21 protein-coding genes are annotated in these 21,783 nt (G+C 69.9%); 19 read left to right on the top strand and 2 right to left on the bottom strand.

Annotated features, from left to right (window positions below):
- Nucleotides 1-3 precede the first annotated feature (3 nt).
- From ACFYYH_RS05105 to ACFYYH_RS05030, 16 genes are all read left to right on the top strand, one after another.
- Entirely contained in the window at nucleotides 4-1,260 is a 1,257-nt protein-coding gene (locus ACFYYH_RS05105) for a CpaE family protein (protein ID WP_388546031.1), read from the top strand.
- Nucleotides 1,261-1,341: 81 nt separating this feature from the next.
- Entirely contained in the window at nucleotides 1,342-1,725 is a 384-nt protein-coding gene (locus ACFYYH_RS05100) for a TadE/TadG family type IV pilus assembly protein (RefSeq protein WP_388546029.1), read from the top strand.
- A 2-nt stretch (nucleotides 1,726-1,727) separates the two neighbouring features.
- The gene (locus ACFYYH_RS05095) at nucleotides 1,728-2,246 is read left to right on the top strand and encodes a TadE/TadG family type IV pilus assembly protein (protein WP_388546027.1); all 519 of its coding nucleotides are present in this window, start codon (nucleotides 1,728-1,730) and stop codon (nucleotides 2,244-2,246) included.
- Nucleotides 2,247-2,390: 144 nt separating this feature from the next.
- Nucleotides 2,391-3,731 (top strand): CpaF family protein, encoded by a 1,341-nt coding sequence (locus ACFYYH_RS05090; RefSeq protein WP_388546024.1) that lies wholly within the window; start codon nucleotides 2,391-2,393, stop codon nucleotides 3,729-3,731.
- Between the two features lie 89 nt (nucleotides 3,732-3,820).
- Entirely contained in the window at nucleotides 3,821-4,762 is a 942-nt protein-coding gene (locus ACFYYH_RS05085) for a type II secretion system F family protein (protein ID WP_388546021.1), read from the top strand.
- 18 nt (nucleotides 4,763-4,780) lie between these two features.
- Complete coding sequence (locus tag ACFYYH_RS05080) at nucleotides 4,781-5,668, top strand: DUF5936 domain-containing protein (protein WP_388546351.1); 888 nt, start codon at nucleotides 4,781-4,783, stop codon at nucleotides 5,666-5,668.
- 97 nt (nucleotides 5,669-5,765) lie between these two features.
- Nucleotides 5,766-7,106: a sensor histidine kinase gene (locus ACFYYH_RS05075; protein WP_388546018.1), complete on the top strand. Its 1,341-nt coding sequence runs from the start codon at nucleotides 5,766-5,768 to the stop codon at nucleotides 7,104-7,106.
- Nucleotides 7,107-7,214: 108 nt separating this feature from the next.
- Nucleotides 7,215-8,315: a response regulator gene (locus ACFYYH_RS05070; protein WP_388546015.1), complete on the top strand. Its 1,101-nt coding sequence runs from the start codon at nucleotides 7,215-7,217 to the stop codon at nucleotides 8,313-8,315.
- Nucleotides 8,316-8,509: 194 nt separating this feature from the next.
- The gene (locus ACFYYH_RS05065) at nucleotides 8,510-8,746 is read left to right on the top strand and encodes a hypothetical protein (protein WP_388546013.1); all 237 of its coding nucleotides are present in this window, start codon (nucleotides 8,510-8,512) and stop codon (nucleotides 8,744-8,746) included.
- A 5-nt stretch (nucleotides 8,747-8,751) separates the two neighbouring features.
- Complete coding sequence (locus tag ACFYYH_RS05060) at nucleotides 8,752-9,426, top strand: pilus assembly protein TadG-related protein (RefSeq protein ID WP_388546011.1); 675 nt, start codon at nucleotides 8,752-8,754, stop codon at nucleotides 9,424-9,426.
- 30 nt (nucleotides 9,427-9,456) lie between these two features.
- The gene (locus tag ACFYYH_RS05055; protein WP_388546008.1) at nucleotides 9,457-10,044 is read left to right on the top strand and encodes a hypothetical protein; all 588 of its coding nucleotides are present in this window, start codon (nucleotides 9,457-9,459) and stop codon (nucleotides 10,042-10,044) included.
- The gene (locus tag ACFYYH_RS05050; RefSeq protein ID WP_388546005.1) at nucleotides 10,044-10,712 is read left to right on the top strand and encodes an OmpA family protein; all 669 of its coding nucleotides are present in this window, start codon (nucleotides 10,044-10,046) and stop codon (nucleotides 10,710-10,712) included. The genes ACFYYH_RS05055 and ACFYYH_RS05050 overlap by 1 nt, the downstream gene beginning before the upstream one ends.
- A gap of 283 nt (nucleotides 10,713-10,995) precedes the next feature.
- Nucleotides 10,996-12,729 (top strand): polymorphic toxin-type HINT domain-containing protein, encoded by a 1,734-nt coding sequence (locus ACFYYH_RS05045; protein ID WP_388546002.1) that lies wholly within the window; start codon nucleotides 10,996-10,998, stop codon nucleotides 12,727-12,729.
- A 27-nt stretch (nucleotides 12,730-12,756) separates the two neighbouring features.
- Nucleotides 12,757-13,518 (top strand): hypothetical protein, encoded by a 762-nt coding sequence (locus tag ACFYYH_RS05040; protein WP_388546000.1) that lies wholly within the window; start codon nucleotides 12,757-12,759, stop codon nucleotides 13,516-13,518.
- 277 nt (nucleotides 13,519-13,795) lie between these two features.
- Nucleotides 13,796-14,794 (top strand): hypothetical protein, encoded by a 999-nt coding sequence (locus ACFYYH_RS05035; protein ID WP_388545997.1) that lies wholly within the window; start codon nucleotides 13,796-13,798, stop codon nucleotides 14,792-14,794.
- Between the two features lie 225 nt (nucleotides 14,795-15,019).
- Nucleotides 15,020-15,844, top strand: a complete 825-nt coding sequence (locus tag ACFYYH_RS05030; protein ID WP_388545994.1) for a hypothetical protein — start codon at nucleotides 15,020-15,022, stop codon at nucleotides 15,842-15,844.
- A gap of 78 nt (nucleotides 15,845-15,922) precedes the next feature.
- Here the strand turns inward: ACFYYH_RS05030 and ACFYYH_RS05025 are convergent, their stop codons facing one another.
- Entirely contained in the window at nucleotides 15,923-16,291 is a 369-nt protein-coding gene (locus ACFYYH_RS05025) for a DUF192 domain-containing protein (protein WP_388545991.1), read from the bottom strand.
- Between the two features lie 126 nt (nucleotides 16,292-16,417).
- Here ACFYYH_RS05025 and ACFYYH_RS05020 point away from each other — a divergent pair, with 126 nt between their 5' ends.
- The gene (locus tag ACFYYH_RS05020; RefSeq protein WP_388545989.1) at nucleotides 16,418-17,356 is read left to right on the top strand and encodes a prepilin peptidase; all 939 of its coding nucleotides are present in this window, start codon (nucleotides 16,418-16,420) and stop codon (nucleotides 17,354-17,356) included.
- Between the two features lie 576 nt (nucleotides 17,357-17,932).
- On the opposite strand, the gene mgrA is transcribed toward ACFYYH_RS05020, so the two are convergent.
- Nucleotides 17,933-18,970: an L-glyceraldehyde 3-phosphate reductase gene (gene mgrA, locus ACFYYH_RS05015; protein ID WP_388545986.1), complete on the bottom strand. Its 1,038-nt coding sequence runs from the start codon at nucleotides 18,968-18,970 to the stop codon at nucleotides 17,933-17,935.
- A gap of 148 nt (nucleotides 18,971-19,118) precedes the next feature.
- Here mgrA and ACFYYH_RS05010 point away from each other — a divergent pair, with 148 nt between their 5' ends.
- Nucleotides 19,119-19,880 (top strand): isoprenyl transferase, encoded by a 762-nt coding sequence (locus ACFYYH_RS05010; RefSeq protein WP_388545984.1) that lies wholly within the window; start codon nucleotides 19,119-19,121, stop codon nucleotides 19,878-19,880.
- A 454-nt stretch (nucleotides 19,881-20,334) separates the two neighbouring features.
- A complete protein-coding gene (locus tag ACFYYH_RS05005; protein ID WP_093598250.1) occupies nucleotides 20,335-21,660 on the top strand; it encodes a PhoH family protein in 1,326 nt (441 codons plus the stop codon).
- Nucleotides 21,661-21,783: the final 123 nt, after the last annotated feature.

Genomic DNA, 21,783 nt, shown 5'->3' with positions numbered 1-21,783 from the left:
CGAATGACGACCAGAATCCTCCCGGTCGTCGGCGAAGCCGACGCCGCACGGTCCATCACCACCCTGCTCAGCCAGCTCCCCGACGCGGAGCCGGCCGCGCCGGTCGGTGACTCGACCTCGCTGATCGACACCCTGGGGCGGCTGGCGGCCGAGTCGATCGACGAACTCCCCGAGGTCGTCCTGGTCCATGAACGGATCGGTCCCGTACCGGCACTCGAACTCATCCGGGAAGTGGCGCTCCGCTTCCCGGCCGTCGGGGTCATCCTGGTCACCACGGACGCGAGCCCCGGCCTCTTCTCGGCGGCCATGGACGCGGGCGCCCGAGGACTGGTCGGGCTGCCGCTCTCGTACGAGGAACTGGCCCAGCGCGTCCAGGCCGCCGCAGGCTGGTCCGTGGGCGTACGCCGCCACCTCGGCCAGGGCGCCGACGTGTTCACCGGCCCCGGCGGCACGGTGGTCACGGTCAGCGGCGCGAAGGGCGGGGTCGGCACGACCCTCGTGGCGGTCCAGCTCGCCCTGGCGGCCAGGGCGAGCGGTATGAACACCGCGCTCGTCGATCTGGACCTCCAGGCCGGGGATGTCGCCTCGTACCTCGATGTGCAGTTCCGCCGGTCGATCGTGGACCTCGCCACCATCCAGGACATATCCCCGCGGGTGCTCCAGGACGCCGTCTTCATCCACCCGACCGGTATGGGCCTGCTGCTCGCGCCGGGAGAGGGGGAGCGCGGCGAGGAGGTCAACGAGCGGTCCGTACGGCAGATCGTCAGCGCCCTGCGCAACCGCTACGAGGTCGTGGTCATCGACTGCGGCACGCAGATGAACGCCGCGAACGCGGCGGCGATCGAGATGGCGGACACCACGCTGCTGGTGACCACGCCCGACGTGGTCTCGGTCCGCGCGGCCAAGCGCCTGGTGCGGCTGTGGGACCGGCTCCAGATCCGCAAGGCGGAGGAGACCGTCACGGTCGTCAACCGCCACAACAGGAACACCGAGATCCAGCCGCCGCTGATCGAGCGCATCACCAGCACCCGGGTATCCCGGGTGGTCATCCCGGCCAACTTCAAGGAACTCCAGTCGGCCGTCGACGCGGGCCGGATGCAGGACCTGGAGTCGAAGTCCACGGTGAAGCAGGCGATGTGGGGGCTGGCGGGCGAACTGGGCCTGGTGAAGGCCCCCGAAGGCGGCGAGAAACAGGGCAAGTTCAAGGGAGACAGAGGATCGGTCGGGGTCCTGCGCGGACGATCGAAGCCGCAGGACTGACGCAGCCGCAGGACCGACGAGCCGGAGGGGGCACGTTGAACCATGAACGCCACAGGAAGCGCCAGACAGTACGGAGAGAGCGTGGCCGCGCGGCAGGGTGACCGGTCGTACGACGACCGGGGCCAGGCCGCGATCGAGTTCACGGGCATGGTCCCGATCATCCTGGCCACGGTGGTCCTGCTCTGGCAGGCCGTGCTGGTCGGCTACACGTTCTCGCTCGCGGGCAACGCGGCGGACGAGGCCGTCCGCGCGGCGACGGCCGCGGTGCCCGGGACCAGGACGGCGGCGTGCACCGAGGCCGCCGAGGACAATCTGCCCGGGGCCTGGAACCTCCAGGACGTCGACTGCTGGGCGGTGGGCGATCTGGTCAAGGTGGATCTCACCCTCGACCTCCCGCTGTTCTTCCCCGGAGTCAACCTTCCGATCAATGTCCCCGCCCACGCGTCCGCAGTGAGGGAGAGCTGACCATGGGGAAGCGCGCATCTCGCGGCGCACGCGAGCAGGGACGGCCGGCCGGACGGGGCGTGGCCGAGCGCGCCCGGGGCCGGAGCGGCCAGGGCCTGGGCGGCCGGGACCTGGACCGCCAGGACCTGGGCGGCCGGGTCCTGAGCGGCCAGGACTTGGGCGGCCGGGTCCTGAGCGGCCGGGGTCAGCGGGGCCAGGCGGCCATCGAGTACGTGGGCGTGGTCGTCCTGCTGATCTTCGTGGTCCTGGCCGCGATCCAGCTCGGGATCGCCGCGTACGCCGTACAGCAGGCCGGCACGGCGTCGAGGGCCGCCGCCCGCGCCGCCACGTACCGTGAGGCGACGACGAGCCCGCAGACGGCCGGCGAGGCCGCCGTGAGTGACTGGCTGGACATCACCATCGAGGATCCGACCTCGTTCGGTGAGGAGATCACGGTCACCGCGAATGTCGAGATCCCGGCCATCCTGCCGGTCTTCGACTTCGGCGAGGCGTCGAGGAGCACCACCATGCCCCTCGACTGACTGCCCCACAGCCCCGACCGACCGCCCCACCGCCCGACTGACCGACCGCTCCACCGACCGTACGGACGCCTGTACGTACGTACATACGCACCACAGCACCGGACCAGCACATCAGCACACCAGCAGAACCTGGGAGTTGAGGACATGAGCCTGCGGGCGCGCATCAACAGCCCCGAGCCGACGAACGGGCACAGCGAGGAGAGCATTCTCGTCGGGGTCTACCGCGCCAAGCTCCTGGAGGAGATCGACCTCGCGGAGATGTCCGCGCTCGCCGCGGCGGAGCGCCGGGCCCGGCTGGAACGGGTCCTGAGTCACATCATCAGCAGGGAGGGCCCGGTCCTCTCGACCGTCGAGCGCTCCCAGCTGATCCGCAGGGTCGTGGACGAGGCCCTGGGCCTCGGCATCCTGGAGCCGCTGCTCGAAGACGCCTCCATCAGCGAGATCATGGTCAACGGCGCCGAGCAGGTCTTCGTCGAGCGCGGCGGCCGGCTGGAGATGCTGCCGATGCGGTTCACCTCCAACGAGCAGCTCATGCAGACCATCGAACGCATCGTCTCCACCGTCAACCGCCGGGTGGACGAGGCGAATCCCATGGTGGACGCCCGCCTCCCGTCCGGCGAGCGTGTCAACGTGATCATCCCGCCGCTCTCGCTGACCGGGCCGATCCTCACCATCCGGCGCTTCCCCAGGGCCTTCACCCTCCAGGAGATGATCAGCCTCGGCTCGCTGGACGAGCAGATGATGGTGCTGCTGGCCGGGCTGGTGCGGGCGAAGTTCAATGTGATCGTCTCCGGGGCGACCGGCACCGGGAAGACGACCCTGCTCAACTCGCTCTCCGGGCTGATCCCCAACGGGGAGCGCATCGTGACGATCGAGGACTCCGCCGAGCTCCAGCTCCAGCAGTCCCATGTGATCACGCTGGAGAGCCGGCCCGCGAACGTCGAGGGCAAGGGCCAGGTCACCATCCGCGACCTCGTGCGCAACTCCCTGCGTATGCGGCCCGACCGCATCATCGTCGGTGAGGTCCGTGGCGGCGAGACGCTCGACATGCTCCAGGCGATGTCGACCGGTCACGACGGCTCGCTGGCCACCGTCCACGCCAACAACGCCGAGGACGCGCTGATGCGTCTCCAGACCCTGGCCTCCATGTCGGAGGTCGAGATCCCGTTCGTGGCGATCAAGGACCAGATCAACAGCGCCGTCGATGTCATCGTGCAGCTCACCCGGCACGCGGACGGCTCCCGCCGGGTCACCGAGATCGCCATCGTCGACTCGCACGGCCGCGAGGAGTACCGGATCGTCTCCGTCTGCAAGTTCCTCGCCCAGCCGATGTCCTCGGACGGCAGGATCTACGGGAAGTTCGAGTACTACCCGCTGCCCCGCAGGATCGCGGAACGCCTCTACCTGAAGAGCGAACCCGTCCCTCCGGCCTTCGGGGTGGCCGAGTCGGAGGAGGAGCTGGCCGTCAGGAAAGCGGCTGCCTGACACCATCCCGCTCCCGCCCCTCCCACTCCCCTCCCACCCCCTCCCGCCCCTGAACCCGCCCCCGTCCATCGAGAAGGTCCCCGCACGACATGGATAATCTCCCGCTCCTGACGATCGGCGTCACGCTGCTCACCTGTGTGTTCGCCGTCATCGGCGTGCACGTCTACTCGTCGGGCAAGGCCCAGCGGGAGGCGCTCGTCGAGCGCATGTCCCACACGGGACAGATCACCAACGCGTCCGGCCGGCGCCGTCGCTTCGTCGGCGTCGACCGCCAACTGCGCACCACCAAGCTGGGCAAGCGCATCGAACGCAAGATCGCCGCCACCGGCCTCGATCTGACCCCGGGCGAGTACGTCGTCTATGTGGTGGCCGGACTGCTCGCCCTGTACTTCGTGATCGGCGCGATCTTCGCCCCGTTCTTCGGCGTGCTGGCGGCACTGATCGGCATATGGGGCGGAAACGCCTTCCTCAACTGGCAGCGGACGAAGCGCACGGAAGCCTTCATCGGCCAGCTCCCCGAACTGACCCGCGTCCTCGCCAACGCGACCCAGGCGGGCCTGGCGATGCGTACGGCACTGGCGATGGCGGCGGAGGAACTCGACAACCCCGCGGGCGAGGAACTGCGCCGCGTCGCCGACCAACTGGCCATCGGCCACTCCCTGGACGACGCACTCGGCGAACTCGCCGACCGGCTCCCGTCCCGCGAACTGGTCGTCCTGGTCACCACACTGGTCCTCTCCAGCCGCGCCGGTGGTCAGGTCGTCACCTCCCTGCGGAACCTGACGGAAACGCTGGAGGAGCGCAAGGAGACCCGCCGCGAGGTCACCACGATGCTCTCCCAGGTCAAGGTCACCGCTCTCGCCGTCCCTCTGCTGGGCCTCGGATTTCTGCTGATGATCAACGGCATGGCACCGGGAGCGCTGGACAAGATGACGGGCTCGGTACTGGGCCAGCTCGCGGTCGTGCTGTCCTTCGGCATGTATGCCGTCGGGTTCTTCCTGATCCGGCGTATGTCCCGGGTCCAGGTCTGAGGCGGGAGAAGACACATGATGGGCCTACTGCTCGCGGCCGTTCTCGGACTGGCTGTCTACGGCGTCTTCCACGGCGTCCGTCTCTATCGCGCCGACGCGACCCTGCCCAGCGACCTCGCTGTCGCACTGGAGGTCGGCGCTACCCGGACCACCGCGGTGGGATCGGGCATCGACCGGCTCGGGATGCCCTACGCGCCGTCCATGCTCAGAATGATGGGCCCCAAGCGGGTCGACGCGCTGCGGCGCAGGCTCGACATGGCGGGCAATCCCGGCGGTATGACCGTCGACCGCTTTGCCGCCCGCAGGGCCGTGTACGGAGCCCTCGGGGTGCTCGCCGGACTCGCCCTGGTGGTGCGCGGACAGCCGGTCATCGCGCTCGTCGCCCTGGCGTACGGTCTGGTCTGGCCCGATGTGATCATCCGGGCGGCCATCCGTAAGCGCAAGGACGACATCGAACGCACCCTGCCCGACTTCCTCGATGTCCTCGCCGTCGTCGTGTCCGCGGGTCTCGGCTTCCGCCAGGCACTGGAGCGTGTCGCCGACAAGTACAAGGGTCCCTGGTCCGACGAACTGCGCATCACCCTGCGCCAGATGGACATGGGCGTCAGCCGGCGTGAGGCGTTCGAGCAGTTGCGCAAGCGCAACGCGTCGGAGCAGGTCTCCATGTTCGTGACAGCGCTCCAGCAGGGTGAGGAACTGGGTGCCCCCATCGTCGACACCTTGATCCAGATCGCCAACGACATGCGCCGTACGGACTCCCAGAACGCGCGGCGCAGGGCGGCCCAGGCCGTTCCGAAGACCACACTCGTCGTCACGATGGTCATGCTCCCGGCCACCATGATCCTGATCGTTCTCAGCTTCTACTACGGCTCCGGTGTCGACTTCGGCGACATCCTCGGCCAGTGACGCGGCCCCGCCGCCGGCCCGCCGCACCCCCGGGCCACCGACCGTGAAGCGCACCCGGGCGTGTGAACCGTACGACCCGAACAGGAGGTGACCCGCCATGGCCCCGAGGATCGCGACGCTCACCGGAGGCGTCGGCAGCGATGTGCCGCGACCGACAGACAGTTCCACGCCGAGCCATGTGCCGACCCTGGCGATCCAGGTCAACGCCCTCCAGGCACTCTGCCGGCAGGTGTTCGCCTTCAGACTGGCGATGATCGCTCTCGCGGCGCCCTTCGCCCTCGACCGGACGGCCTCGGGGCTCGCGACCTGGTTGGTCGGCCTGGCCGTGCTCGTCACTTTCATGCTGTCGTACGTCCTGCTGCGCGACTGGGAGCGCTTCGGGCCCTTCCTGCTGCGCCATCCGCTCCTGCTCGGCGCCGACATGTTCTTCGGTGCCCTGCTGCTGGCGACGGCCTCCCCGGACTCGACCCTCGCCTATGTCACCATCTGCACCCCGCTGCTCGCCGGGCTGGTGTACGGCTGGCGCGGGGCGGCGCTCTTCGCCGTGCTCCAGTCGCTGATCCTGGCCTGCTCCTACGCCGTCAACAGCGACGTCGAGGCCGGTTTCAACGCTCTGCTGCTGCCGGGGCTGTGTGTCATCGCTGGCGCGATCGGCAGTACGCTGCGCGGTCTCATGCTGGGCTTCGGCACCGCCAGCCATGCCCTGACCGAGGCCCGAGCCCGGCTCGCGGTGCACGGCGCGGTCGAGGAGGAACGCGCCCGGCTCGCCCGGGAGATGCACGACTCGGTGGCCAAGACCCTGCACGGCCTCGCGCTCGCGGCGGACGGCCTGGCACACTCGGCGGACCGTATGGATCCGCTCACGGTGAAGCACCAGGCCGAGCTGGTCGCACGCTCGGCCCGGCGCGCCGCGGCCGAGTCGCGGGAGTTGCTCTCCGATCTGCGGCGCGAGTCGGGACTGGACGGCGGTGTCGACGTACTGACCGAACTGCGCTCCCGCACCGAGGACTTCGCCCGCCGTCACAGCGTCGAGGCGACCTTCGGGCTGATCGGGGAGGCACCCGTACCGCCGATCCCGCACGCCGTCGCCCGGCACGCCCTGACGATCGCCAGCGAGGCCATGGAGAACGCCCAGCGCCACGCGCACCCCAGCTTTGTGAAGGTCTCGGCGGGCGCGGTCGGCGATGTGCTCCGTATCAGCGTCTACGACGACGGACACGGTCTGCCGCCGGGAACCACCCTGAGCGACCTCCGGCGGGCGGGCCACTTCGGCCTGGTCGGCATGGTCGAGCGGGCGGCGTCCATCGGGGCGCGGATCCGGATCGGCAGGGGCCGCGCGGCGAAGGGCACGGAGGTGCGTCTGGAACTGCCGCTCACCGCTCTGCGGCCTGCACATGAGCCCGGGTGGAACAGTCATCCGGCTCCGCAACTCAATTGAGACCGCAAGGCTCCACCGAGACGCAAGACTTGACCGAGACGCAAGACTCCACGCACGGCACGGAACCACCCACCCACAGTTCCCACACCTTGAGAGGAGGCCGCAGCCATGCCGGACGACATCTCCAGAAGCTCCGGGCAGCACTGGACGCAGCAGTCCCATGTGTCCCAGCACACGTCCTCGCACGCCACACCGCTCAGCTCGGAACACACCGCGGGAGTCCCCACCGCCGGGCCGCAGGCGGCATCCGGAGCGTTTCCCCCCGACTTCCCCCTGACACCGCCGACCGCGCCGCCGATGCGTGTCGTGGTCGCCGACGACAACCCGGTGGTACGGGCGGGTCTCACCGTCCTGCTCTCCGGACGTGACGACCTGGAAGTCGTCGCGGAGGCCTCGGACGGCCGCCAGGCGTACGAACAGGCCGTACGGCACCGTCCCGATGTCATCCTGCTGGACGTCCGGATGCCGGGAGTCGACGGGATCTCGGCGCTGCCGCATCTCGTCCGGCTCGCACCGGTCCTGATGATGACGTACAGCCGCGAGAGCGAGATCGTCCACGAGGCGCTGAGGCTCGGCGCGGGCGGCTATCTCGTCCACGGTGAGTTCACGGCCGACCAACTGGTCCACGCGGTAAGGGACATCAAGCAGGGCCGGGCCCACTTCACCTACTCCGCGTCCAGCGCGCTCCTGGCGACGGTACGGGGCGGTGGCGCCGGTTCCGGGCCAGGCTCCGACGAGCGGGGTGCGCATCTGCCGGAGGGCCTGGGAACCGCCTTCACCGGCCCCGGATATCTGCCTGCGGTACCGGACCAGTCGTCTGCACACGCACACGCTCCGGCGCAGGCCCATCCGCCTCACCTTCCGCCAACATATGCACAGGCGAGGCAGGTTGAACGAGAATCGGGTACGCAACAATCCCCTTCAGGGTCTTTGCTTTCGCAAGCGAATGTGGGACATTCTCTTCAGGGGCAGCAGAGCGGGCCTGTCGAGGGCCTGTACTCCGAACTGAGCCAGAGGGAGGTGGAGATCATGGACCTGATCGCGTCGGGCATGACCAATCAGCAGATCGCCGCCGCCTGTTTCATCAGCCAGAAGACCGTGAAGAACCACATCAACCGCATCTTCGCCAAGCTCAACGCGGGCAGCCGCGGCGAGGCGATAGCCCTGTGGCACGGACTTGCCCGAGGGGGGGCCGGTGGCCATGTCTGAGTACGCGCGCGGGGCCCAATCCCCGCGTTGGGCCCCTGGTTGGGCCCTGAGGCCCATGTCGAGGGGCATCTCCCCGGCGTACGTTTCTCCTGTCGACAGCGACACCGGCCGGGAGGAAGCCGGGGACGCGGACGACACCACAGACTCGTACGAGTCGGCCGGTAGACGGCCGGCCGACACCGGAGGAGAACACCATGTCGAACATCACGCTGAAGGCCGCCACCGCCGCCAAGGTCTACGTCGGCACCTGGGCGAACACGACCGTCACGGCCATGAAGGCCCGTCGCGACAGGGGCCAGGGCGCCGTCGAGTACGTCGGCGTGATCGTGCTGGTGGCCCTGATCATCGTGGCGATCGTCGGCACGGGCGTGGCCGAGGACATCGCGACCGGCCTGTCGGACAAGGTCAGCGAGATCCTCGAGGCCAGCTAAGCCAGATGACCGTAAGCGATTCTCGCGAGTCAGGGCAGGCCGCTCCCATCTACATCACGATGGTGGCGGGCCTGCTCTTTCTCGCGCTCGCGTTCTTCGCGGTCGGTCAGGCCGGTGCCACCCACAACGGTGCCCAGTCGGCGGCGGACGCCGCCGCACTGGCGGCGGCCCAGGAGTCCCGGGACCAGTTCCGGGAGGATCTGCTGGGAGGCCTGCTGAACCCCGGTTTTCTGGACGACATCTTCAACGGCAATCCGCTCGGCACGTTCAACGGCTGTCAGGCGGCGGAGTACTTCGCCGACCAGAACGGTGCCGATCTGAAGCCGCCGGCCGGTTGCGGCTGGGCGTCGGGTGGCAAGTGGGGCTTCACGGTCCGTGTCATCACCCAGAAGCCGATGGGCGAGAGCATCCTGGCGGGCACCGGTGACCAGAAGGCCGAGGCCAGTGCCACGGCGGTCATCGAGCCCCGGTGCCGCTTCGAGCCCGCCGAAGAAGAGTCGGAGTCACCGGGTGACGGCGAGTCACCCGAGGACGGGGACGAGCCGCAAGAGGAGGACGAGCCGGTCTCCCCGGGCGAACTCGTCTGCGGTGGCGGCCCGAATTGGCTCATCGATCCGGAGCATCTCGATCTCCTCCCGGACATGGCCGATCTATTCTCCGTCCGACTGGCGCAGGACTGACCGCGAGCGAACGCAAAGGAAACTGGATCAATGAGTCTGTGGCATGGGGCGAAGGCCCGTAGGGCGGCGGGGGCCGCTCTCGCTGTGGTGGTGCTGAGCGTTTCCCTGAGTGCCTGCGGGGGAAGCGACGGCGGTACGAAGGAGGGCGCCAGCTCGTCGTCCTCCGCTCCGGGCGACGACAAGCCCAAGGAAGAGAACGGCCCCACCGTCCCCGACACCAGCACGACCTTGGCGACGATCAACGGCAGCAACGGTTTCCAGGTCCTCATTCACACGGCTGACCGGGACGAGGGCGGCTTCCTGACCGTCACCGGTACGGTCAAGAACACCGCGAGCAGCAATCAGTCAGTGCCGATCCAGTGGAACGGGCTGGAGTCGCAGATCAAGGCCAAGGGGCGGTCGTTCGGGGGCATGACGCTCGTGGACAAGGTGGAGAAGAAGCGCTACTACGTCCTGCGGGACACTGACGGGAACCCCCTGACCACGACCGGCATCACCCGTCTGGACGGGGGAGCCAGCGCGACGTTCTTCGCTCAGTTCCCGGCTCCGCCCGAGTCCACCTCGCAGGTGGACCTCCAGTTGCCGCTGCTGCCCTCCGCCACGATTGAGATCTCCTGATGGGCGCCACCACTCCCCGCGTACGCAGGGTCTCCAGGCGTCCGGCGGTGACCGCCGTCGCCGCCGCCGTGCTCTTCACCAGTGTTCAGTTCACCATGGCCGCCGGCGCGCGGGCGGATGAGACCCCCAGTACCCCGCCGGGTACGGAGTCGACCTCGCCCCCACCCCCGGTGGACGCCAACTCGCCCGGTCTCAAGCTGCGCAGCGGTGCCACGCTCGCCCCGGCCAAGGTGCTGGACATCATCTCGGTCATCGAGTCCGAGGGCGGTGAGGAACGGCGTGAGGACACCAACCAGAGTGTGAAGTTCGCGCTCCAGGCCGAGGTCCTCTTCGGCAAGGACAGCGCCAAGCTGTCGCCGGCGGCGAACTCCCGTATCGCCGCCATCGCCGACGAGGTCAAGGCGCAGGGTGCCTCGAAGGTCCGGGTCTTCGGCTTCACCGACAACCTCGGCTCGGCCGCCCACGGCGATGTGCTCTCCAAGCAGCGGGCCGAGGCCGTGCACGGCGTGCTGGACAGGGAACTGTCGTCGGCCGGGATCACCTATGAGATCCGCGGTTACGGGGAGCAGTACCCGATCGCCGACAACAGCACCGAGGAAGGCCGCAAGAAGAACCGTCGCGTGGAGGTCTCCTTCCCGCGCGGGGAGAGCGGCGGCTCGCAGAGCTGACGCGTCGTAGGGGCGCGTGACACGTACGGGGTGCCACGAGCCACGTGCCACGACTCACGTGCCGCGACCCACGTGCCACGGCCAAGGGGCCCGGTCCGCAGCGAAGTCCGCGCGGGCCGGGCCCCTTTGTGCCCCATACCGGCTCATGCTCCCCTCCTGGCAGGGGATTTGAGTCCCTCCTTGGGCCCCAGGGCCCAAGACCGTGAGGGAATCGGCACATACCCTCGTTTTCATGTCGCCACTGGGGGTAGTGCGTCGTTTTTGTCGTCGTGTACGGCGGGTCATGCCGCGTACGGACGTACGTCTGCTGGGGCTGCGCACGGCGCAGCGGGGCCAGGGAACCATCGAGTACGTCGGCCTCGTGGTCGTCGTCGCGGCCATCGTCGGAGCGCTGGTGGCCACGGGGGCCGGGCCGACCATCGCCCAGGGACTCAGCACGCAGGTGTGCCGGATCACCGGCGGGAGCAACTGCGGCGGGGGCGGGGGCGGCGACAGCGAAGCCGTCGGCGAAGAGGACGACTCCGGTGCGGGTGACCCGGTCGACGGCACCACCTCGGACACGGGCGGCACCGGCGGCACCGGAGACGGCGGAGACGGCGATCCCGGCGACCCGGGCGAAGCCGACCCGGGCGACCCCGGCGGCGAGAAGCCCCAGACCCAGATCGACTACGAGGCCGCCCTCAAGGAGCTCCAGGACGCCCAGGCCGCCGAGAAGACCGACTCGGACAAGGCCAAGGAGGCGGCCAAGGAGCTGGCGAAGATCCTCGCCGACGAGCTGGGGATCACCGACGCCCTCGACTGCATCACCAAGGGCGACATGGGCGCCTGCACGGAGACCCTCGTCAATGTGCTGACCAGCCTCATCGGCGGCGCCGTCGGCAAGCTCGCGGCGAAGTACGGGGCGCCGTGGAAGTGGAAGAAGGCCGCCGAGCTGGTCGGGAAGCTGAAGAAGCACGGCGGCGATCTGTACGACGGCATCAAGGGCCTGATCAAGAACCGCAAGCGGGTGAGCGAGGCCGAGGACAGACTCGCCGACGCGAAACGCAAGCTCGACGCCGAGAACAAGGGCAAGCCGAAGGACGGCGAGGAGCAGCCCGACAAGAAACCCACCGCCTGCCCGGTCACCCACAGCTTCCTGCCGGGCACCCCCGTCCTGCTCGCGGACGGGTCACGGGCCGCCATCGAGGACGTACGCGTCGGCGACCGGGTGCTCGCCACCGATCCGGCGCGGGGGCTCACCGTGGCCCGCGCGGTCACGGACACGATCACGACCGAGGACGACAAGGACTTCACCCGGCTGACGGTGCGTGCGGCCGGTCGTACGGCCACCCTGACAGCCACGGACACCCACCCGTTCTGGCTCATGGACGAGGACCGGTGGGCCGACGCGGGCGAGATCACCGCCGGCGACGAACTACGGGCTCCCGACGGGGGCGAGCTGACGGTCGTCGCGGTCGACCGCTTCGTGAAGAAGCAGCGCACCCACGACCTCACCGTCAGCGGCGTGCACACCTATTACGTCGGTGTCGGCCGCACGCATGTCCTCGTCCACAACAACGACCCGGACGAGTGCAAGCGGCAGAAGCGCGAGGCACAGGAACGCAAGCGCATGTCGAAGAAGCTCGACGAGGTGATGGAGAGCGCGCGCGACGGAAAGTTCCGCAAGAAGGTGGACGGGGACGACCCGAGGAAGAGCTACCACGGGCGGCTCGACGACGAGAAGGTCCTCGACATCCTCTCCAACCCCGACGAGATCTATATCTCGGAGGGCCAGCGCGGCGCGATCATGTTCTACAAGGACGGGAACATCGTGATCCTGGACGGTCAGAAGGCCACGATCGGACAGGCGGTCACGGCCTTCGGGAAGGACGGACCGCGCGGGACGTCCGGTGCCAAGATCTTCGGAGGCAGTCCGGACGACCCCGGCATGCCGATCACCCCTGAGATGATCGAAGAGGGCAGGATCCCCAACACGACCGGTGGGTTCAATCCGCCCGGCAAGAAGTTCAAACGGTGAGGCGGGCACGCGAGCGGTGAGGCGGGCATGAGAGTGGTCACGATGGGCGGGGCCGAGTTCTGGATCCAGGAGGGGAAGACCCTCGGTCAACGGCCGCGCCTCGCCCCCGGCGACCTCCTGGTCGACCGGCCCCGCGGTCCGGAGGAGCACGAGCTGCATCTCGTCGAGACCTTCGGATGCGGGGACTGGCGGATCTGGGGTACGGAGGAGTTCCGCTTCTCCCCGGAGAGCCTCGCTCTCGTCAGCGTCTGGCTGGGGGTCCCCGACGACACGTACGACGATCACCAGACGCCGGAGGCGTGGGCCGGGCGGACCGTCGTCCGGGGGCTGCCGACGGCACGGGAACCGCGTTCCTTCCAGCTTCCGCCGGAGGTCTCCCGTCAGTTCAGCGTCGAACACGACCTGCTCGCCTGCTTCGTGGCCGATGTGAGCGGATACGGCGAGAAGCTGGGAGTCGAGATCGCCGAGGGCCTGGAACTGCTCTTCGCGGACGGACGGTACGCGGGCTGGCTGCTCCGCGCCCCCGAGACGGCACTGGGCCGGGGACCCGCCGCACCGGACGGTACGGAGCGGGACCCTGAACTGATGGGCTGGCTGGCGGAGTTCTACGCCGTGACCCGTGACGACATCGTCGCGGGCATCGAACTGGAAGACGATCTGGAGGCCCTGGGAGCCATGCGCCGGCTCATGGAGAGCATCCGGCTCGACGGCGATGTCCGGGGGCGCCGCGCGGCACTCCGCAACCATCTGGCGGCCTGGGTCGAGAATCTGGAGGAGCAGATCGCCTAGGTCCTCTCGTTTGGATCGTGCCGGGCTCGCGTGCGCCGGCGCCGCGTCTCGGCGCGTTGTCGGCGCGCGGCGCGGGGCGCAGGGCGCGCCGCGAGCGGGGGAGGGCGAGCGGGGGCATGGTCGGCCGGGGGGTGAGTGGGACCGGAGTGGGTCCTGGGGCCCATGACCGCGTCGGGAGCAGCGCGTAGCGTCGCGGCTCTCGATGGGTTGTGCACGTCCAGGAACAGCATCCACACGCTTCCGCGAACGCCGGAGCCGTCGACCGGGGGAACGTACCGTGATCTGCAACTTCCTGCTCAGCAGACGTCTGGAGCCGTGCGAGCTGGCCGAGGCGCTGGCCGATGTGGTGCGGGTGCCGCCCGGTCAGGTGGATGTCTGCGCCGGAGGGGACGAGTTCGGCGAGCGCGACTGGGAGGCGTTCGTCCTGTGCACGTACCGTCCGGTGGACGGCGATGTGGCGATGAGCCTTGACATCCAGGTCCAGCCCTCGACCGCCGTCCACGGCGCGCCCGCGAGCGAACCCGAGCTGGCCGTGGCCTTCGCGCGGGGGACCGGTGTCACTGTGCTCCATCCGGACGACCGGATCGACCCGGACACGTACTGGCTCACGGATCCGGCGGGCACGGTGACCAGGGTCCGGCTGCTGGCCCGGGGAGACGGGCCGACGACGTACACCGTCGGCACCGCCGAGGCGGCCGTGGCCGCCTTTCCCGGCGCCGAGGTGACGCCGCCGGCCGAGGTCCTGCGCTCGGACCGCATCCCCACGCCCGTCGCCACCCGCGTCGCGGCGGCGCTCGGCCAGGACGGCCCCCAGGGTTCCCAGGGTTCCCGGGGCTCCCAGGACCGTCACGGCCTTCACGGGCACCGGGCCCCGGACGGTCCGGATGCCCCGGACGCCCAAGATGACCCGCACGCCCAGGACCCCGCGCACGCCCCGGGTGGTCAGGACAGCCCCGCCGCCCTGTCGCTCTTCGTCTGGGAGCGGCTGGGGCGGCGCATGGAGAGCGGCTGGGCGCCGTCGGGGCGGTATCTGCCCGAGCTGTACGTGGAGGACCTGACGGCACGCGACCTGTTCGACCGGTGCGTCGGCGAGTGCGCCGAGCGGGAGCGGGAGTTGCTGCTCGCCGCCGTCGCGGAGCTGGACGAACTGTTCCGTACGCAGACGGAGGCCTGCGCGCGGGACGTGGACGGCGTGCTGCCGACCCCGGCCGTACGGGGCGACGGCTGGTGGTGGTCGCGGCGGCCCCGGCGGCTGCCCTGGTCCACCGGCGCCTGATACGAGCGCCCGATCAGCCCGATCAGCCCGATCAGCCCGACCAGCCCGACCAGCCGGATCGCCGGACAGCCGAGCGCGCCCGACAGCGCGGGCGGCGCGGGCGCGCGGGCGCGGATTGGGTCCCTAGGCCCATGCGTGCTGATGAACGCCGTTGCTAGCGTGCGACGACAGTCGGCGCCGCGCACGCCCGGCGAGCCGCAGGTCCAGCGAGATGGGGGAACCGTCATGAGGACGACCACCGCGGGTATGCCGGTCATGTCACGACGCGTCATCCTGGCCGCCACGGCCTCCGCTCTCGCCCTGGGGCTCACGGGTGCGTGCGGCGGCGGAAAGACGGGCGGCGGGGAGACGTCGTCGAGGAAGAGCGGCGATCCGACGGCCGCCGCGACGGCCGCCTCACCCGCGACCTCGCCCGCCGCTCCGGCCGGCAAGCCCTCCCTGGAGCCGAAGCCCCGGGCCGGTCTGACCGGCATCGGCGCGAGTGACGGAAGGGTGCTCGGCCAGGGCGAGCTGGACCGCGCGGTACTGACCAACGGCGATGTGTCCGGCTTCACGGTCGAACGGATGGCCGCCCCGCCGCCCCGGGGCGAGACCGCCGCGAAGACCGAGTGCCTGCCGCTGACCGCGGTGATCAACGGCAAGCCCGAACCCCTGGCGAAGGCCGTCGCGTACCGGCAGCTCGTCGGCTCGCGAAACGGCCGTCCCGCCGTCTCCGAGTTCCTCACCGCCCACGGTGAGCAGGGCGCGAATGCCCTGCTGAGCAGGGTCCGCACCGCCGTCACGGCGTGCGCGGACGGCTTCACGGCGACCGGCGGCGACAGCCCGTCGAAGTACACCGGGGTGAAGCCACTGCCCCCGGTCGAGGTCGGTGACGACGCGCTGGCCTACCAGGTGACGGGCGACCTCGAGGGCCGGCCGGTCCCGCTGGTCTTCCATCTCGTACGGGTCGGCGGCACCGTGGCCACCTTCTACACCGCGAACCTGGAGGACGGCAGGACCCCGCAGATGCCCGCCGCGCTGCTCCGGGCCCAGGCCGCCAAACTCATCTAGGGTCTGTTCACGCCCTGGCCCCCGCCTTTCGAACCACGGCCGTCCTCCGGGTCCCGGCCACCTTCCGGAGCCCGGGACTCAGACGTCCGCCTTCTGTACGTCCATGCTCACCCGGGTGCCCGGCCGCAGGCCCCAGCGCGCCATCGCACCTGCCTCCGCCTCCAGCACATGACGGGCCCGCCAGCGCGGCATGGCGAGCCGTCCCGGCTTGAGCGTGTGGACGTCGACGACCCTCAACTCCTTGTCCAGGTACGCCACATCGATCGCGAAGCGCATCCTGAAGGTGTGCACGCTGTTGCACGGGGTGATCAGCAGCGCGCCGTCGATGCCGTCGCGCCCGAGCAGACCGCGCCGCCGTGTCCCGTACGACGCGGCGATCTCCAGGTCCACCGGGGCGTCCTGCCCCGCGACCGTCAACTGTCCCTTGCCGTTACGCCATGTCCCCATGGCCGTAGACCGTAGCGCCCGGCGGCCGGCCCGTCTCCCGGGGCCGCCGGTTCTGGGTCCTGGTGCGCCGGGAGTGGGCCCGTGGACCCATGACCCGGCCCGGCGGACGGCCCTAGGGTCACTCCTGTGTACGCCACGCTGATCGTCGTCGCCGCCCTGTGGGGCGGGGCCACCGGACTGCTGCTGCCGCGTGCCGTGTACCGGCTCTCGGTCGAGCCGGACCAGGCGTGGCGCGACAGTTGCCCGGCCGGACACAGCATCACCGGTCCGCTCGGCGGATGGGTCGGCGGCACGCGATGCGCGGACTGCGCGGCGGGGGTTCCCGCTGTTCCCGCTCGTACGGCGAACAGCCCCGAGGCCGCCACCACCGCCACCACCGCCCCGGCCGCTCCGGCCGCCACGACCGCCGCCGATCCCGGTCCCGCCGCCGATCCCGGTCCCGCCGCTGATCCCGGTCCCGACACCGATCCCGGTCCCGGAGCGGGGGCCGGGGCGTCCCGTGACGCTCAACTCCCCGTCCCCTACGCCGCCTCCGTCCTCATCCCCCTCCTCACCGCCCTCGCCTGCGCGGCCCTCGCGGCAGCCACGGGGCCGCGCCCCGAACTGGCCGTCTGGCTGCTGCTCACCCCCTTCTCCGTACTGCTCGCGCTGGTGGACCGTCATGTGCACCGGCTGCCCGACCAGTTGACGCTTCCCCTCGCCGTCGCCGCGGCCGTGCTGCTCGGCGTGGCCGCGCTGCTTCCCGCCGCGGGCGGCTCCTGGCCGCCGGCCCTGCTCGGCGGAGTGGCCCTCGGCGCCTGCTACTTCCTGCTGTTCGTGATCAACCCGAACGGCATGGGCTTCGGAGATGTGAAGCTCGCGCTGTCGCTCGGGGTCGGCCTCGGCTGGTACGGCTGGCCGGTCCTGTTCGTCGGTGCCTTCGCCGGGTTCCTGCTGGGCGCCCTGTACGGGCTCGGGCTGATCCTGCTGCGCCGGGCGGGCCGCAAGTCGGCGATCCCCTTCGGCCCCTTCATGATCACCGGGGCCCTGATCGGCATCCTGCTCGGCGGCCTCGGCGCGGCCTGAACCCCTGCCCGGCGCACGGAAGCCGTCCGAGGTCGGGGGACCGTCCGAGGCCGGGGGACCGTTCGTGGCGAGGAACCCGGAGGACCGTGATCCGCACGGGGGAGTCCGGCCCTGTTCCCCGGTCCGGTCCGTATGAGCCCGGCGTCTCCGTATGAGCCCGGCGTCAACGCCTCACTCGCCGTCCCTCGCTCCTGAGGGGGACGGCGCGGCGTGGCTCCTACTCGCCACGCCCGGTCCGTACCCCCTGTGAGCGGGGATTTCCCGGTGTCGCGGGGCCGTCCGCCGCCTCCGGAGCGTCATCCCGGCCTGTCGTGGCGCGCACCATCCCTTACGAAGGGTTATGGTGGAAACCCCCCCTCGGGCCGGTCCGTATCCCCCCCACGGACCGGCCCGTTTTCTGTCCGGCGACGGGTCGGCGGACCGTTCATGGCCCGCCGACCCGCCGACCCGCCGACCCGCCGACCCGCCGACCCGCCGACCCGCCGACCCGCCGACCCGCCGACCCGCCCGTGCACCGGTCCTCGGCTGTCGGTCCTCGGCGGGCCGGTCCTCGGCGGGCCGGACCGCCGTGGAGCGTCAGCCCCGTCCGGCCCAGATGTTCGTGCCCTCGGTGTCCACCGCGTAGCTGTCGATCTCCTTCAGCTCATCGGCGGAGAGCGGTGCCGCGGCCAGCGCCGCGACGTTCTCCTCCAACTGCTTCACGCTCGACGCGCCGATCAGTGCCGACGTCATCCGCGGGTCGCGCAGCACCCAGTTCAGCGCGAGCTGCGCCAGGGACTGGCCCCGCCGCTGCGCGATCTCGTTCAGCCCGTTCAACCGCCGCGTGACCTCGTCCGACAGCAGATCCGGGTCGAGGGACTTGCCCTGGGTGGCCCGCGATCCCTCCGGAATCCCCTTCAGGTACTTGTTCGTCAGAAGACCCTGGGCCAGCGGTACGAAGGAGATGCAGCCCATCCCGGCCGCCTCCAGCGTGTCCAGCAGACCGTCGTCCTCGGTCCAGCGGTTGATCATCGAGTAGGACGGCTGGTGGATGAGCGCCGGGACACCCATCTCCTTCAGCAGCCGGGCCGCCTCCGCGGTCTGCTCCGCGGTGTACGAGGACACACCGACGTACAGCGCCTTGCCCTGCTGTACGGCGGAGGCCAGCGCCCCCATCGTCTCCTCGAGCGGGGTGTCCGGGTCGAATCGGTGCGAATAGAAGATATCGACGTAATCGAGGCCCATCCGGTCGAGGGAGGCATCGAGCGACGACAGCAGGTACTTACGCGAACCCCATTCACCGTAGGGGCCGGGATGCATGAGATATCCGGCCTTGGTGGAAATGATGAGTTCGTCCCGATAGGGCGAGAAGTCCTGTGCGAAGAGCTTGCCGAAATTCAGCTCGGCGGATCCCGGCGGGGGACCGTAGTTGTTCGCCAGATCGAAGTGGGTGACGCCGAGATCGAAGGCGCGGCGCAGGATGGCGCGCTGCGAATCGAGGGTCCGGTCATCACCGAAGTTGTGCCAGAGGCCGAGCGAGATCGCGGGCAGTTTCAGGCCGCTGCGTCCGCTGCGCCGGTACTCCATGGAGTCGTACCGGCCGTCGGCTGCGAGGTAAGAGGGAAAATCAGTCACGGTTCATTCCTTATCACGGACTTGTGACAGACCGGGTTGGGTGCCCGTGGGGACCGCGCAGTAATGTGACGGCTTCGGGGTCCCTGGGCCGGCCCCAGGATCCCGCCAGCGGACGTGCCGGTCCCCATGGAATCGAGAGGTGGACTCAGTGAACTTGCGCGACCTGGTGTACGGGCTCTACGCACGCCGGGTGGAAGGCCGCCTCGATCATGCTCAGGTGCCCAAGCACATCGGCGTCATCCTCGACGGCAACCGCCGCTGGGCCAAGGCCTCCGGCGGTACGACCGAGCAGGGACACAAAGCCGGTGCGACCAAGATCCAGGAACTGCTCGGCTGGTGCTCCGAGACCAATGTCGAGGTCGTCACCCTCTGGCTGCTCTCCACGGACAACCTCGACCGGCCCGAGGACGAGCTGATCCCCCTTCTCGGCATCATCGAGAACGCGGTCCGTGACCTGGCCGCCGACGGCCGCTGGCGGGTGCACCACGTCGGCACGCTGGACCTGCTGCCCGGCCGTACGCAGACCGTCCTCAAGGAGGCCGAGCAGGCCACCATCGGCAACAAGGGCATACTCGTCAATGTCGCCGTGGGCTACGGCGGCCGGCAGGAGATCGCGGACGCGGTCCGCTCCCTGCTGACGGACCACGCCAACAAGGGCACCACCTTCGAGGAACTGGCCGACATCGTCGACACCGACCTGATCTCCTCCCATCTCTACACCCGTGGCCAGCCCGACCCCGATCTCGTCATCCGCACCAGCGGCGAGCAGCGTCTGTCCGGCTTCATGCTCTGGCAGAGCGCCCATTCGGAGTACTACTTCTGCGAGGTCTTCTGGCCCGCCTTCCGCAAGGTCGACTTCCTGCGCGCCCTGCGTGACTACGCGGCGCGTCACCGCCGCTACGGAAGCTGACCTTCCGCTTCTTTTCCGGGCCGGGCGGGGCCGCGCAAGGCCTTCCCAGGCCACCCGGAGGGTCGGCATCCGGCCGCCTCCGGAGGCGTGCGGGCGCCCCCGGGGCCCGGGAAAAGCGCCTGGCGGGCACCGTCGGGGTCCCCCGTTCGGCCCCTGTGCACCCTCTTCACCTGTGGTTCATCCATCGTCCGTCATATGCCATGGCATGGCTGCGCGTGTTCGAGGGAATACCTCTTCCAGGTCGATGTCCGAAAGCCAGGTCCGTGGACGTCGCATCTCAGCGGACGGCATGGGGCCGTCCGCCCGGGAGGCCCTTTGCACCAGGACGACCGTGCGCTGAGACGTACGGGCGACATGGAGGGCCGGAGCTCGGCCCGCGCATGGGACCCGAGCCCGGCCCACCCGCCCGCGACGCCGTCGCACCCCGACCTCATTCGAGGGGGTACGTCCTTCCGTGGTGACCAGCACAAAGCGCCGCATGCCCGACAGGCGCACCTATGTTCTCGACACCAGCGTCCTGCTGGCCGATCCGAACGCCATGTCCCGCTTCGACGAGCACGAGGTAGTGCTGCCGATCGTGGTGATCACGGAGTTGGAGGCCAAGAGGCACCATCCGGAGCTCGGGTATTTCGCCCGGCAGGTTCTCCGCCTGCTCGACGACTTCCGGGTCCGGTACGGCCGTCTCGACGCCCCCATTCCGCTGGGCGACCTGGGCGGCACGATGCGTGTCGAGCTCAACCACTCTGATCCCGGCATCCTGCCCGCCGGCTTCCGTCTGGGGGACAACGACTCACGGATCCTCGCGGTCGCGCGCAATCTCCAGGCCGAGGGGTACGACGTCACGGTCGTCTCCAAGGACCTGCCGCTGCGCATCAAGGCGTCGTCGGTCGGTCTCCTCGCCGAGGAGTACCGCGCCGAACTCGCCATCACCGACTCCTCCGGCTGGACCGGGATGAGCGAGCTGACGCTCGCCGCGGACCAGGTCGACCTCCTCTTCACCGAGGAGTCGCTCTATGTGCCCGAGGCGAGCGAGCTGCCCGTGCACACCGGGCTGGTGCTCCAGTCCGAGCGCGGCAAGGCGCTCGGCCGGGTCACCGCCGAGGGCAATGTCCGGCTCGTCCGCGGCGACCGTGAGGCCTTCGGGATCCACGGCCGCAGCGCCGAGCAGCGCATCGCCCTCGATCTCCTCCTCGACCCCGACATCGGCATCGTGTCGATGGGCGGCCGGGCGGGCACGGGCAAGTCGGCGCTGGCCCTCTGCGCGGGCCTGGAGGCGGTCCTGGAGCGCCGGCAGCATCAGAAGGTGATGGTCTTCCGGCCGCTGTACGCGGTGGGCGGGCAGGAGCTGGGTTATCTGCCCGGCACCGAGGCCGAGAAGATGAGCCCCTGGGCCCAGGCGGTCTTCGACACGCTCTCCGCGGTCGCGGGCCGCGAGGTGATCGAGGAGGTGCTGGGGCGCGGCATGCTCGAAGTGCTGCCGCTCACCCATATCCGCGGACGCTCCCTCCATGACGCGTTCGTCATCGTCGACGAGGCCCAGTCCCTGGAGCGGAATGTCCTGCTGACCGTTCTGTCCCGGATCGGGGCGAACTCCCGGGTCGTGCTCACCCACGATGTGGCGCAGCGCGACAACCTCCGGGTGGGGCGGTACGACGGAATCGTCGCCGTCGTGGAGAAGCTGAAGGGTCATCCGCTGTTCGCGCATGTCACCCTCACGCGCTCCGAGCGCTCCCAGATCGCCGCGCTGGTGACCGAAATGTTGGAGGACGGTCAGATCTAGGCCTTATCGGCCCAGTTGGCGCCGCCCGGCGAAGCCGAAGAGCTTAGCCGGGCGGCGCTGTGCTGCGCGGCTCTTTCCTTTTTCTTCCCGGCCAAACGGGGTGTGAGCTTTCCCACGTAACGA

This window comes from Streptomyces sp. NPDC002018, assembly GCF_042890865.1.
In the GTDB taxonomy this organism is placed as follows: domain Bacteria; phylum Actinomycetota; class Actinomycetes; order Streptomycetales; family Streptomycetaceae; genus Streptomyces.
Note: the sequence above shows the minus strand (reverse complement) of the source record. Positions and strands in the feature narration are given on the sequence as shown.

Excerpts from the sequence above, each read along its gene's own strand:
- ACFYYH_RS05080 (WP_388546351.1), top strand. The coding sequence starts at position 4,781 with ATGGGCCTACTGCTCGCGGCCGTTCTCGGACTGGCTGTCTACGGCGTC.
- ACFYYH_RS05055 (WP_388546008.1), top strand. The coding sequence starts at position 9,457 with ATGAGTCTGTGGCATGGGGCGAAGGCCCGTAGGGCGGCGGGGGCCGCT.
- ACFYYH_RS05105 (WP_388546031.1), top strand. The coding sequence starts at position 4 with ATGACGACCAGAATCCTCCCGGTCGTCGGCGAAGCCGACGCCGCACGG.
- ACFYYH_RS05025 (WP_388545991.1), bottom strand. The coding sequence starts at position 16,291 with ATGGGGACATGGCGTAACGGCAAGGGACAGTTGACGGTCGCGGGGCAG.
- ACFYYH_RS05095 (WP_388546027.1), top strand. The coding sequence starts at position 1,728 with ATGGGGAAGCGCGCATCTCGCGGCGCACGCGAGCAGGGACGGCCGGCC.
- ACFYYH_RS05085 (WP_388546021.1), top strand. The coding sequence starts at position 3,821 with ATGGATAATCTCCCGCTCCTGACGATCGGCGTCACGCTGCTCACCTGT.
- ACFYYH_RS05090 (WP_388546024.1), top strand. The coding sequence starts at position 2,391 with ATGAGCCTGCGGGCGCGCATCAACAGCCCCGAGCCGACGAACGGGCAC.
- ACFYYH_RS05075 (WP_388546018.1), top strand. The coding sequence starts at position 5,766 with ATGGCCCCGAGGATCGCGACGCTCACCGGAGGCGTCGGCAGCGATGTG.
- ACFYYH_RS05030 (WP_388545994.1), top strand. The coding sequence starts at position 15,020 with ATGAGGACGACCACCGCGGGTATGCCGGTCATGTCACGACGCGTCATC.
- ACFYYH_RS05070 (WP_388546015.1), top strand. The coding sequence starts at position 7,215 with ATGCCGGACGACATCTCCAGAAGCTCCGGGCAGCACTGGACGCAGCAG.
- ACFYYH_RS05045 (WP_388546002.1), top strand. The coding sequence starts at position 10,996 with ATGCCGCGTACGGACGTACGTCTGCTGGGGCTGCGCACGGCGCAGCGG.
- ACFYYH_RS05040 (WP_388546000.1), top strand. The coding sequence starts at position 12,757 with ATGAGAGTGGTCACGATGGGCGGGGCCGAGTTCTGGATCCAGGAGGGG.
- ACFYYH_RS05065 (WP_388546013.1), top strand. The coding sequence starts at position 8,510 with ATGTCGAACATCACGCTGAAGGCCGCCACCGCCGCCAAGGTCTACGTC.
- ACFYYH_RS05060 (WP_388546011.1), top strand. The coding sequence starts at position 8,752 with ATGACCGTAAGCGATTCTCGCGAGTCAGGGCAGGCCGCTCCCATCTAC.
- ACFYYH_RS05050 (WP_388546005.1), top strand. The coding sequence starts at position 10,044 with ATGGGCGCCACCACTCCCCGCGTACGCAGGGTCTCCAGGCGTCCGGCG.